The 12,954-nt window shown below is 32.8% G+C and carries 13 protein-coding genes; 9 read left to right on the plus strand and 4 right to left on the minus strand.

Features of this window, described 5'->3' with window-relative positions; translation table 11 throughout:
- The first annotated feature begins 78 nt into the window (after positions 1 to 78).
- From OZP06_RS12165 to OZP06_RS12195, 7 genes are all read left to right on the plus strand, one after another.
- Positions 79 to 1,008, plus strand: coding sequence for an ATP-binding cassette domain-containing protein (locus OZP06_RS12165; RefSeq protein WP_269222080.1), 930 nt, complete (start codon positions 79 to 81; stop codon positions 1,006 to 1,008).
- 87 nt (positions 1,009 to 1,095) lie between these two features.
- On the plus strand, positions 1,096 to 2,412 hold the full coding sequence (locus OZP06_RS12170) for an ABC transporter permease (protein ID WP_269222081.1): 1,317 nt from the start codon (positions 1,096 to 1,098) through the stop codon (positions 2,410 to 2,412).
- A gap of 134 nt (positions 2,413 to 2,546) precedes the next feature.
- Positions 2,547 to 3,710, plus strand: coding sequence for a sigma-54 dependent transcriptional regulator (locus OZP06_RS12175; protein ID WP_281323765.1), 1,164 nt, complete (start codon positions 2,547 to 2,549; stop codon positions 3,708 to 3,710).
- Positions 3,711 to 3,826: 116 nt separating this feature from the next.
- The gene (locus tag OZP06_RS12180) at positions 3,827 to 4,543 is read left to right on the plus strand and encodes a DEAD/DEAH box helicase (RefSeq protein WP_269222082.1); all 717 of its coding nucleotides are present in this window, start codon (positions 3,827 to 3,829) and stop codon (positions 4,541 to 4,543) included.
- A 102-nt stretch (positions 4,544 to 4,645) separates the two neighbouring features.
- Positions 4,646 to 4,864, plus strand: a complete 219-nt coding sequence (locus tag OZP06_RS12185) for a DUF2007 domain-containing protein (protein WP_269222083.1) — start codon at positions 4,646 to 4,648, stop codon at positions 4,862 to 4,864.
- Between the two features lie 84 nt (positions 4,865 to 4,948).
- Positions 4,949 to 5,764: a Cof-type HAD-IIB family hydrolase gene (locus tag OZP06_RS12190; protein WP_269222084.1), complete on the plus strand. Its 816-nt coding sequence runs from the start codon at positions 4,949 to 4,951 to the stop codon at positions 5,762 to 5,764.
- The gene (locus tag OZP06_RS12195) at positions 5,761 to 6,300 is read left to right on the plus strand and encodes a GNAT family N-acetyltransferase (RefSeq protein WP_269222085.1); all 540 of its coding nucleotides are present in this window, start codon (positions 5,761 to 5,763) and stop codon (positions 6,298 to 6,300) included. The genes OZP06_RS12190 and OZP06_RS12195 overlap by 4 nt, the downstream gene beginning before the upstream one ends.
- 150 nt (positions 6,301 to 6,450) lie before the next feature.
- On the opposite strand, the gene OZP06_RS12200 is transcribed toward OZP06_RS12195, so the two are convergent.
- Positions 6,451 to 6,972: a hypothetical protein gene (locus tag OZP06_RS12200; protein WP_269222086.1), complete on the minus strand. Its 522-nt coding sequence runs from the start codon at positions 6,970 to 6,972 to the stop codon at positions 6,451 to 6,453.
- Positions 6,973 to 7,493: 521 nt separating this feature from the next.
- Here OZP06_RS12200 and mtaB point away from each other — a divergent pair.
- Positions 7,494 to 8,822, plus strand: coding sequence for a tRNA (N(6)-L-threonylcarbamoyladenosine(37)-C(2))-methylthiotransferase MtaB (mtaB, locus tag OZP06_RS12205; RefSeq protein WP_269222087.1), 1,329 nt, complete (start codon positions 7,494 to 7,496; stop codon positions 8,820 to 8,822).
- 141 nt (positions 8,823 to 8,963) lie between these two features.
- On the opposite strand, the gene OZP06_RS12210 is transcribed toward mtaB, so the two are convergent.
- The 3 genes from OZP06_RS12210 to OZP06_RS12220 all read right to left on the minus strand — a co-directional run bounded on the left by OZP06_RS12210 (position 8,964) and on the right by OZP06_RS12220 (position 11,320).
- Positions 8,964 to 9,680, minus strand: a complete 717-nt coding sequence (locus OZP06_RS12210; protein ID WP_269222088.1) for a 3-ketoacyl-ACP reductase — start codon at positions 9,678 to 9,680, stop codon at positions 8,964 to 8,966.
- Positions 9,681 to 9,691: 11 nt separating this feature from the next.
- Entirely contained in the window at positions 9,692 to 10,528 is an 837-nt protein-coding gene (locus OZP06_RS12215) for a hypothetical protein (protein WP_269222089.1), read from the minus strand.
- Between the two features lie 282 nt (positions 10,529 to 10,810).
- The gene (locus tag OZP06_RS12220) at positions 10,811 to 11,320 is read right to left on the minus strand and encodes a hypothetical protein (RefSeq protein WP_269222090.1); all 510 of its coding nucleotides are present in this window, start codon (positions 11,318 to 11,320) and stop codon (positions 10,811 to 10,813) included.
- 222 nt (positions 11,321 to 11,542) lie between these two features.
- Here OZP06_RS12220 and OZP06_RS12225 point away from each other — a divergent pair, with 222 nt between their 5' ends.
- Entirely contained in the window at positions 11,543 to 12,925 is a 1,383-nt protein-coding gene (locus OZP06_RS12225) for an MATE family efflux transporter (RefSeq protein WP_281323766.1), read from the plus strand.
- Positions 12,926 to 12,954: the final 29 nt, after the last annotated feature.

A 12,954-nucleotide genomic window follows, 5' to 3' on the forward strand; every position in this document is an offset into this window, starting at 1 on the left:
AAGGATGGGTTTTTTATTGGTTAATTAAGAGAATTTCGTTTTGAAATTATTTACTTTTACGCCAATTAAAAAATCAGCATGAGTAACATACTTGAAGTAAATAAAGTCGTAAAGCAATATGGTGACTATGTAGCGCTTAACGAAGTGTCATTGACCGTTCCAAAAGGGAGTATTTATGGGCTTCTTGGTCCAAATGGAGCAGGAAAAACTTCACTAATTCGAATCATCAATCAGATTACAATGCCAGATAAAGGCGAAATCATTCTAGATGGTGAAAAACTTCAACCCAAACACATACAATATATTGGCTACCTTCCAGAAGAAAGAGGCTTATATAGTACAATGAAAGTGGGGGAACAATGTTTGTATTTGGCACAAATGAAAGGTTTGTCTAAAGCTGAAGCCAAAAAACAACTCGAATATTGGTTTGATCGTTTAGGAATTCAAGGTTGGTGGAATAAGAGAATCCAAGAATTGTCTAAAGGAATGGCGCAAAAAATTCAATTTGTGGTTTGTGTGTTGCATAAACCTAAATTATTGATTTTTGATGAACCTTTTTCTGGTTTTGATCCTGTTAATGCCAATGTTATTAAAGATGAAATTTTGGCATTAAAAGAGGAGGGAGCAACTATTATTTTTTCCACGCATAGAATGGAAAGTGTTGAAGAATTATGTGATCATATTGCATTAATTCACAAATCGAATAAGTTAATTGAAGGGAAGCTGATTGATGTTAAAAGACAATTTAAGACCAATAGTTTTGAAGTTGGTATTTTATCGGATAATGTAGAAGGTTTGATGTTTGATCTTACTCAAAAATTTAAGGTAGGACAGGCTAATTTTAAATCTTTAAATGACGAAATAAAACTAGAAATCCAATTAGGAAATGCCACGCCAAATGAATTGCTGAATGTTTTGTCGCAACGTGGTCAGGTGATGCATTTTGTAGAGAAAATTCCAAGCGTGAACGATATTTTTATTCAAACAGTAACAAAAGAAAATGCTTAGAGAATTAAAATTTTGGATTAAATCTAAATAATCCACTTTTCTAACAATTTAACAATCGAATAATTTAAAATCCAATTATCTATATAAATGAGTATTATTTCATTAATCATAAAAAGAGAATTTATTGCCAAAGTTCGAAACAAGTCATTTATTGTCATGACTTTCTTAAGTCCGTTGCTATTTGTTGCTATTGCGGGTTTTGTTGCTTATTTAAGTTCGATGAAAGCCGAAACGAAACGTATTGCCATTCATGATGAGTCTGGTTTGTTTGTCAATGAATTTTTGACTCAGAATAATAAAGGTAGTGAATACAAATACTTGGACTTGTCTAAAATTGATCTTCAGTTTCTAAAAGATAGTATTGTTAAAGAAAATTTTGAAGCTTTACTATATGTCCCAAAAGCGGCAACCAATAAAAGTTTAGAAAATAAAATTGAATTGATATCTAATGATAGTCCCAGTATTATTTTTATCGAAAAAACACAAGGGATTATTGCCGATAAGTTAACGAAAGATAATCTAGAATTGGCACACTTAGATACTTTGGCTATAAAAAATGCTAAAGCTGAAGTAGTTTTACATCTTTCTAAAGCTTCTGGAGAAGAAAGTATCAGGGGACTTAACGAAATAAAAATTGCAATAGGAGGAGCTTTTGGTTACCTGATCATGATGTTTATTATTATTTATGGTAATATGGTCATGCGTTCTGTAATAGAAGAAAAAACAAATCGTATCGTTGAGATTATCATATCCTCTGTAAAACCATTTCAATTAATGATGGGCAAAATTATTGGCACGTCTTTGGCTGGTTTATTGCAATTTTTGATTTGGACTGTTATTGGTTTGTCTTTAATGTTTGCAGCCTCTGCCTTTTTTGGTGTAAATATTGGACCTACTTCCAGAGTGTCTCCAGAGATGATGCAAGTTGCTCAACAAGAATTTTCGGGGACTGCTCAAATGTATATCAAAGAATTATGGAATTTGCCTATAGCCAGTATTTTATTTGGTTTTGTGGTTTATTTTATAGGAGGATATTTCCTTTATAGTTCTTTTTATGCAGCTATTGGTGCAGCAGTAGACAATCAAACAGATTCGCAACAATTTCTTTTGCCAATTATAATGCCTTTGATGTTGAGTGTTTATATTGGATTTTTTACTGTAATTAACGATCCTCATGGAACAATTGCAGTAGTATTCTCAATGATTCCACTTACTTCTCCTATTGTAATGCTTATGCGTATTCCTTTTGGAGTGCCGTGGTGGCAAATTGCAATTTCCGTATCTTTGTTGTTTGCCAGCTTTTTTGGTGTAGTTTGGTTTGCTGCTAAAATTTACAGAGTTGGAATTTTGATGTACGGAAAAAAACCTAGTTGGAAAGAGTTATATAAGTGGCTCAAATATTAGTAGCTTCTTAGATTATTGGAAAATGGGTTGTTGGGTTTTGTAAATAAATGATAATTAATAACTTAATTTCTAAAATACTTAAAAAAATCATAGAATCTTACTAACTTAGATTCTCAGATTATTAATATTAAAATATGAGTAAAATTCTAATTATCGAGGATGAAGATTCAATAAGAAGAGTATTGATTAAAATACTTAGAGAAGAAAATGAATCGTATGAAGTTGACGAAGCTGTGGATGGCGTTATAGGACTTGAAAAAATCAAAGAAAACGACTATGATTTAGTGTTATGCGATATAAAAATGCCAAGAATGGATGGTGTTGAATTACTTGAAGCTGTAAAAAAGTTTGATACCGAAATTCCTATTGTAATGATTTCAGGACATGGAGATATGGAGACCGCTATCAACACAATGAGAATGGGTGCATTCGATTATATTTCGAAACCACCTGATTTGAATAGATTATTAAACACGGTTCGGAATGCATTAGACAGAAAAAAATTAGTAGTTGAGAATAAAATTTTAAAGAAAAAAGTAAATAAAAAATATCAAATAATTGGCGAAAGCGATGCTATCAATCTAGTAAAAGTGATGATTGATAAAGTAGCAAAAACGGATGCAAGAGTTTTAATTACTGGGCCTAATGGTACGGGTAAAGAATTAGTTGCTCATCAATTACATGAAAAAAGTGATCGATCTGGTGCTCCTATGATCGAAGTGAATTGTGCTGCTATTCCAAGTGAATTAATTGAGAGTGAACTTTTTGGACATGTCAAAGGTGCTTTTACATCAGCAGTTAAAGATCGTGCCGGGAAATTCGAAATAGCGAATAAAGGGACTATTTTTTTAGATGAAATTGGCGATATGAGTTTGTCTGCACAAGCCAAAGTATTGCGAGCGTTACAAGAAAATGTAATTACCAGAGTTGGTGCTGATTCCGATATTAAAATAGATGTTCGTGTTATTGCAGCAACCAACAAAAATTTAAAAATAGAAATAGCCGAAGGTCGTTTCCGTGAAGATTTATATCATAGATTAGCGGTTATTTTGATTAATGTGCCATCGTTGAATGATAGACGAACTGATATTCCTGCATTGATTGAACACTTTGCTAGCAAAATTGCTGAGGAACACGGGAATACTGTCAAAAATTTTTCTAAAAAAGCTATCGTTTTATTACAAGAATATGATTGGACTGGAAATATTCGAGAATTAAGAAATGTGATTGAACGATTGATAATACTTGGTGGAAATGAAATTTCTGAAAATGATGTACGAGTCTTTGCCAGTAAATAATAAAGAGAAAAAGCTAAAAAAAATAAAAATATAAAGAATAAAAAGAGCAGGAATTTTTAAAAGTGAATTGGTTTGTAAATTACTTTATTCCTTTTTATTTTTTCAATTTAAATAAGATGAAACTAAAAAAAATAAATCAAGTATTACAAGAAGCCCTTATAGATTGTGGATTAACAGAGGCTAATGCCATGCAAAAAGAAACTTTTTCGACTATTAAAAGTGGTTCTGATGCAATTATTATTTCTGCTCCTGGTTCTGGGAAATCTACAACTATTGTAATAAATGTGATCCAGCAACTGGTTTGTGAAGGGGAAGAATCACCTAGAGCTTTGATTATTGTTGAAGACAAAGCCAAAGTACTTGAAATGGAAGAACTTTTTGAAAAATTCGGAAGATTTACCAATCTTAGAGTTTACGGTGTTCACGATAAAGGAGATATGGAATATGATAAAAATTATATTTCAACCGGAATAGATGTCCTCATTGGGACTCCCAATAAATTAAGCGATATGTTTACCACAGCAGGGTATAATGTAAACCGATTGAGAATGTTTATTCTTGATGACGCAGATCCTATTTTGAAATTACGTCACGAAACAAAAATCATGCGAATTTCAAACAGTATTGCCAAAACACAGCGCATTATTTTTACGGATCAAATGACCGAAAGAATTGAAATTTTGGCTGACAAAATGCTATTAGAACCGTATGTGTTTGATTTTGATGAAGAATATGACGAAGATGAGGAAGACCTTGATGAAGAAATAGACAACGATGATATTGATGATTTTGAAGAAGAAGAGGAAGAAATTGATGGTGATGAGGAAGAATAGAGTTGAGGGAAATTGAGAAGCAGAATTCAGAAAACAGACAAGATTTAAACGCTTTTTAGTTTAATGGTTTGAGATAAAAATAATTTAAAAAATAAAAGAATCATGGGATTAATGAAAGTATTTTCGGGAAGTGAAATTTTGGCTCTGGCTTTACAAGAGAAAATTGAGGCTGCGGGAGTGGAAACTGAAATTAAAAATAACATTCAATCGGCTAGAATGTCTGGTTTTCCAAACTTAGACTCAGCAGTTGAAGTGTTTATTCAAGAAACTGATTTTGCAAAAGCTAATCCAGTTATAGAGGAATTTAGGTTAAGTATCTAGTTAAAGTAAATTGATTTTAATTTTTTTGAAAAACCTTGCCGCTTGTTTAGTGTCAAGGTTTTTTTATAATGTAATATTTTTATAATGAAAGAAGCACAATACAAAATGATCGTTTTGGATATGGATGACACGTTGTTGACAGACGACCACACTATATCCGAAGAAAATGCAGCAATGATTTTTAAAGCCCAAGAGATGGGGGTTTATGTGGTTTTGGCTTCTGGCCGACCAACTTCGGCGATGACTTCTTATGCCAAAGAATTAAAAATGGATTTCTATAATTCATTTATGCTTTCTTATAATGGTGCCGTAATTACCGATCTGAAGGAAGATAAAATTCTTTTTGAACAAACCTTGACGAAAGAACAAATTCACGAATTGTATGATTACAGTTTGAAAAGTAAAACACATATCATCACTTATATTAATGATGCCATTGTAAGTGAAACCGATTCGGAATACATTGATGTTGAAAAACACATTACAGGTTTGCCACATAATAAAGTGGTTAGTTTTAAGGAAACAGTACAAACTAATGCAGTTAAATGTATTTTATTAGAAGAGCCATCGTATCTCAAAACGGTTGAAGCCGATTTGAAACTGGCTATGCCACATTTGAGTGTATCCATGTCAAAACCATTTTTTCTAGAAGTAGCACAACACGGAATTGACAAAGCGTATAGTTTGAAAAAATTAGCTGAAAAATTAAACATTCATCAAACTGAAATTATTGCTGTTGGAAATGCTGGTAACGATTTAACTATGATTGAATATGCAGGTTTGGGGGTTTGGGTTGATAATGTAACTCCAGAATTGAGGCACAAAGCAGATGTTATAGTGGCATCTAATAATAATCATGGTGTTGCCGAGGTGATTAAGCGATATATTTTGAAGCAATGAAAACCTTTATAGAAACCAAAAGGCTTATTTTAAGAGAACTGCAACTAACCGATGAGGTAGGAATGTTCGAATTGGATTCAAATCCCGAAGTACATCGTTTTCTTGGGAATAAACCAGTTAAACATATAGATGAAAGTCGTGCTTATATTGAGAATATTAGACAGCAATATGCAGACAACGGAATAGGACGTTGGGCAGTTATTCTAAAAGATACGGATGAGTTTTTAGGTTGGTCCGGAATTAAATTAATAAAACAGACCATAAATAAGCATCAAAACTTTTATGAGATTGGGTATCGTTTTATTCAAAAGCATTGGGGAAAAGGATATGCTACTGAAGCAGGATTGGCATTTGTTGATTTTGCATTTAATGAAATGAAAGTAGAAAAGCTGTATGCTTATGCAGATGCTGGAAATGTAAATTCTAGACATATTCTCGAAAAACTTGGAATGCATTATGTGAATTCCTTTGAATATGATGGAGAAGAAGAAGTTTGGTATGAAATCGCCATGATTCCAAACCGTAAATTTGAATGAAGAATGGCGATACCATATTCCAATAAAAAACAAATAGTAACTTAATATGAAATGCGAAATCCGAATTCGTAGTTTCTACTTTTGTTTCCTAAAAAAAATGCGTCTCTTTATTTGGAAAGAGACGCATTTTTTTAATGAAAATTTTAAATATTATTTTATTGCCACCGAAATGAAATAATTATTTCCGTCACCCATGGTCAATTTTACTCTTTCGTCACATACATCAATGGTAAATTTGCCATTATCATAACAAGTACAAGTCGTTTTTTTGTCTTTTGACATTTCATTGTCACATTTACCAGTTTTATATCCTGCTAATTGTGGCGTGTAAAGAGAAACCAAATCGGTAGAAGCAGTTACCAATGAAATAATGCTTGCAGAATTATCATTTGCAATTCGATATACAATTCTATCCGTATAATTGATGTTGTCTACCGAAACTTTTCTGATATAAGTGAATGAAGTAGAAGCAGCCTCAACTGATTTTTCTTCAAATTTAAAACCAAGACTTCTGATGTCTAGATTGAATTTTTCTTGAGAATTATAGCTAGCCCAATTAGTTAATGTAACAATCGTTGGGAAAGGATTTTTAGTTGGTATTGTTGGTGCATTTTGTGCTTGTGAGCAAAGTGTAATAAATAGTAGGGAGATTGTGAGGCAGAATGTTTTCATTTTTTTTTATTTGTTATTATATTATTTAATTGACCTACTCTTTATGGTTTTCGGTAATCCCATTTATAGTTTTTAAAATAGTTTTTTTAAAAGTTTGATCTCTTGTAAATAAGAAACCCATAGCGAATTCTGTTGTGACGGAATTAACGCTATTTTATTAAACAGATAAAATCATTTAATATTTCGTTCTTATTGAAATATTTTTGGAATAATTATCTTTTAATTTTTCATAATGATAAAGGGTAGTTTTATTTGGTATATACTAAAGCTAAGTATCGTTAATTGTTTTTGGAGTTGTGAAATTAATACTTAATTAAATAAGAACAAAACCCTCTAAAAAAAATTTTTTCAATTAGAGTTAATCGTTTTTTATGTAAAGAAAATAAAAATGCACTCAATTTTACTCAGTTGCTGAAAATGCGTTAAATATAAATAATCATCGGCTTTATAGTATAGATTTTTGTTCGTAAATTTGCAACCTTAAATTTTTTGACAACGATTTCATTAGTTTAAGTTAAAATATGGAAAATAGAAAAAAAGTTGCTTTTTACACGCTTGGTTGCAAACTGAATTTTTCGGAAACATCAACGATAGCTCGTAATTTGCAAGATGAAGGTTTTGATCGTGTTGATTTTGAGGAAGTGGCCGATATGTACGTGATTAATACCTGTTCGGTTACAGAAAATGCAGATAAACAATTCAAGCAAGTCGTACGCAAAGCGATGAAATTGAATGATAAGGCATTTGTTGCAGCAGTAGGGTGTTATGCTCAGTTAAAACCAGAAGAATTGGCAGATGTTGATGGAGTAGATCTAGTTCTTGGAGCTACCGAAAAATTTAAACTAGCCGATTATATCAATGATTTATCGAAGAATGATTTTGGAGAAGTGCATTCCTGCGAGATTGCCGAAGCCGATTTTTATGTAGGCAGTTATTCCATTGGAGATAGAACACGTGCCTTCTTGAAAGTTCAGGATGGTTGTGATTATAAATGTACTTATTGTACGATTCCTTTGGCTCGTGGAATTTCCAGAAGCGATGAATTGGAAAATGTATTGAAAAACGCTTCCGAAATTTCGAAACAAAATATTAAAGAGATTGTTCTTACCGGAGTAAATATCGGTGATTATGGAAAAGGGGAATTCGGGAATAAAAAACACGAACATACTTTTCTGGAATTGGTTCAGGCTTTGGATCAAGTGGAAGGGATCGAAAGATTGCGTATTTCATCGATTGAGCCAAATTTATTGAAGAATGAAACAATAGAGTTTGTATCGAAAAGCAGAACTTTTGTACCACATTTTCATATTCCGCTGCAATCCGGAAGTAATGACATTTTGAAATTGATGAAACGTCGCTATTTGCGCGAAGTCTATACCGAAAGAGTGAACAAAATTCGGGAAGTCATGCCACACGCTTGTATAGGTGTAGATGTAATTGTGGGATTTCCGGGTGAAACCGACGAGCATTTCTTGGAAACCTACCATTTTCTGAATGAAATGGATATTTCGTATTTGCACGTTTTTACGTATTCCGAGCGTGATAACACCGAAGCAGTAACCATGGAAGGTGTTGTTCCTGGCAATGTTAGGGCCAAACGCAGTAAAATGTTACGCGGATTATCGGTTAAAAAGCGTCGTGCATTTTATGAAAGTCAGTTGGGAACCAATAGAACCGTGCTTTTTGAAAGTGAAAATAAAGAAGGATACATTCACGGTTTTACAGAGAATTATGTGAAAGTAAAAACACCTTGGAATCCTGAATTAGTAAACACTTTGCACGATATTTATTTGACAAAAATTGATGAAGACGGAAGCGTTCGAATGGAATTTTTGAATGTAGAGGTTTAAAATCAATTATTAAACATAAAGGCATTTAATAAAATGCTAAAATAAAACCATTAAGAGATTAAGATTTAGTAAGCTCTATGCTTATTTTTCTTAATCTCTTAATGGTTAAAAAACTAAGATGGCTTATAGGTCTGAAATTATTTAAGGATTTGTTGACCAAATACTGCTGTTTTTAATAAACACGCGTCGGTTTAATTTGAGCTGGGCAATGATTAACTCCGCTATGTCTTCGGGTTGCATTACTTTTTCCGGATTACCATCTGTGAGGTTTAATTCTTTTGCTAAATCAGTTGCTACGGTACTTGGAGTTAATGCTGTAACTCGTATGTTGTGTTTGCGAACTTCCTGCATTAGCGAGTCTGTCAATCCTAAAACGGCAAACTTAGAAGCACTATAAGCACTAGTAAGTGCATTTCCGTTTAATCCCGCAGTTGAAGAAATATTGATAATGTCACCTGTTTGTTTTTCAATCATATTTGGTAAAACGGCACGAGTCACATAATAGGTTCCCATTAAGTTTACTTGAATGATGCGTTCCCAAGCTGCTGGTTCCAATTCCAAAAAATTACCAAAAGCGGCAATTCCGGCGTTGTTGATTAAAATATCAATCGATTTGAATTCGGCTAAGGCTTTTTCTACGGCAGAATTTACAGAGTTGATATCGGCAACATCAGCGGTAAGAGCAAGTGATTTTACTCCTAGCGCCTTTACTTCTTTGGCTACTTCATCAATGTCTGATTGTGTTCGTGCCAATAAAATTACATTTACACCTTCTTGTGCCAAAGCAACGGCTATTGCTCTACCAATTCCTTTTCCAGCTCCTGTAATTAATGCATTTTTGTTTTTTAAGTCGTTCATTATAGTATGTTTTAATGTTTTTTGTCTAATGTCAATTTATAAATAGTAGTTTCTAATGCTTCTGTATCGTTATCTTCACAAAGTAAAAATTCGATTGTATCGGCGGAATTTTGATAAACGGTTAGCCCTTCAAATTTGTGGGTGTCACTAATTTTTTTAGTAAAATCGATTTTCATGGTTTTGGTGTCAATACAGCCAATAAAACTCCCCAGAATTTCTCCATCGTTGTAAGTAGAATTTGTGTTTTCGGCAGTTGATAAAAAGTAAATTTTATTGTCTAGTACTACTGCATCGGTGAAACTGCTTCGGACTCCTTTTATTTTGGGTAGTTTGTAATTGTTGGAAAGCATATTGAACTCGTTGACCAAGTTTTTGCCTTCGACAGTAAATAGTACATTTTTGGCTGATTTTCCGTTGCCACGATTGAATAAAAACCATTCTTCTCCAGTGTAAATAGCACCTTCAATATTGAAATCCTCAGGTTTTATTTCGCCAAAACTTTGCATCACGCCATATAAATCGGTGAGATCATTGGTCGAAATTTCTTTCTCCAGCGTATTGATTTGAACCATTTTATTTCTTTTTTCGGTAGATCCAGAACCAAAAACATAGAGGTTGTCACCAAAATGAGTGATGGCCTCGAAATCGGGTTTTTCACTTTTTGTGATATTTTCTGTAGCATTTTCTATAATCTCATGACGTTGTAAGTTTTTGGATTTGATACTGTATTCGTATAAAAATCCGCTGTTGTCGCCAATGATAAAAAGCGTATTGTCTTTGTAGATGAGCCCGGAAGCAGAACCAATTCCGATGATGTGAAATAGAATTTCTATTGTAAATTTTTCCATGAAAAGTTGTTTTGAAAATGACAGCCCTAGCCCAGATGGTAGTGGAAATCCTTTTGAAAAGAACAGCTATTTTTTCTTGTTCTAGCAGAGCGACCAGAGGAAGCTACTTCTAGGACATAGAAAAAAGCAGTTCTTGAAAAAGGTTGTAACGAACAGCTGGATTAAGCTCCTTCAAAAGTAATCTATTTTGTTGGGAAAGGAAAAGGGGAAGCTCTATTTTGAAACATTAAAACAAAAAAAATGCCCTGAAATTCAGGACATTTTTTCGATGTTATTTTATTTTTATAATTTGAAGCCATAGGCCACACGCAATGCTATTTGATTGGTATCATAGTCAGTATAGCCTTCATAACGTAAACTTACGTCAATATTTTTATTGGCATATCCAATTCCAGGTGACCAAATATAAGTGTTTTGATCATAACCGTTGGTTACGGCAAAACCTCCACCTACTTCACCTAAAACGTAAAATTGGTCTTCCCAAATGAAAGCTTTGAATCCAATTTTGGCAGGAATGAAGCCTAAATCTTTGACATTTTGATCAATAAATAAGTTCGTAAAACCCGTTGTAAGCGTTAGAGATGCTTTTGGAGTTAAGTCATATTGTAGGCGAACATCACCACCCAATGACCAGTTATAAAAATCGTTGTTTGTTGGAAGACCTCCGTTAAGACCAATTCCTAATCGGAATCCTTTATCGAAGTTGTTTGTTTCTTGGGCTTGAGAATTGTTTGCAAATAATAATGCTATTGCGAATACAAATAACACTTTAATTTTCATTGTAGTTTTCATAATTGAAATTTTGTTTAATTTTTCATTGTTCTGTTTATTTGTATCAGAGCAACAGTGCAAATGTACCGTTCGGGTATGATTGATATGTTATAGAATTATAAAGGACATTTATAGAATTACTTCTTTTACGTAAAAAAAATCTAAAAAAAGGGCGTTATATTTTTAATAGTATCGATACAATTAAAAGCTTCTATTTATCTTTGCCGACTTAATAAATACAAAATGAACCTTTCCCGATATACTCAAGAATTCTCCTATAATATTAAATTAGCTTATCCTGTAATTCTAGGTATGCTAGGCCATACAATGATAGGAATTGTAGATAATTATATGGTTGGGAATTTGGGTTCAACCGAGTTGGCTGCCGTTTCATTAGGGAATAGTTTTATTTTTTTGGCGATGTCAATAGGAATTGGTTTTTCTACTGCTATAACACCATTGACAGCTGAGGCTGATGCTGAGCAAAACGAAAAAAAAATTAGAACTACTTTTCATCATGGTTTATTATTATGCACAATTCTTGGTATTTCTTTGTTTATAGTAACGGTTTTGTCCAAACAATTAATGTATTTTATGGATCAACCTCCCGCAGTTGTTGCACTTGCAGCACCATATATTGATTGGGTTGCTTTTTCTTTAATTCCTGTGGTGATGTATCAAGGGTATAAACAATTTGCCGATGGTTTATCTTTGACAAAATACTCGATGTATTCTATTATTCTGGCTAACGTTGTACATGTTTTTTTTAATTATGTATTGATTTATGGTTTCTGGATTTTCCCAAAATTAGGAGTTACGGGTGCTGCCCTTGGAACTGTTATCTCAAGAATTATGATGGTGGTTTTTATGCATTATCTAATGAAGCACAATACAGTGATGAAAAAGTTTTTTAAAAATTTTACTTTTAAAGAAATAAAAAAGTCAATTGTAAAAAAGATTATTGGACTTGGTTTTCCTTCAGCTATGCAAATGTTGTTTGAGGTGACATTGTTTACAGCAGCTATTTGGCTTTCTGGAACATTAGGAAAAAATAGTCAAGCGGCCAATCAAATAGCGTTAATACTTGCTTCTTCAACCTTTATGGTAGCAATGGGATTGAGTGTTACAGCAATGATTCGTGTGAGTCATTCTAAAGGTGCCGGTGATTTTAAAAATTTAATTATTGTAGCGCGTTCTATTTTTTTATTGGCTATAATATTGGAATCGTTTTTTGCTTTTATTTTTGTTGTTTTTCATAATTATTTGCCACACTTCTTTTTAAATATGTCTGATTCAACACAAGCGATAGATAATCATGAAATAATTTTAATTACCTCAAAATTATTACTAATTGCTGCTATTTTTCAAATTTCAGATGGAATTCAAGTTGTGGTTTTGGGAGCTTTGAGAGGTCTTCAAGATGTTAAAATTCCAATGTACATTACTTTTGTTGCTTATTGGGTTATTGGTTTTCCAATTTCTTTTTATTTAGGAAAATATACAGAATTAAAAGCTGTTGGAGTTTGGATTGGACTTTTGGCTGGTTTAACAGCGGCTGCTTTGTTTTTGTACATTCGGTTTGCTCGATTGACTAAAAAGTTGGTCTTGGAAAATTCTGAAAAATAAAGTACTTGTAAGAATGTAACTTATAATTG

The organism is Flavobacterium sp. IMCC34518 (assembly GCF_027111095.2).
Lineage (GTDB): Bacteria > Bacteroidota > Bacteroidia > Flavobacteriales > Flavobacteriaceae > Flavobacterium > Flavobacterium praedii.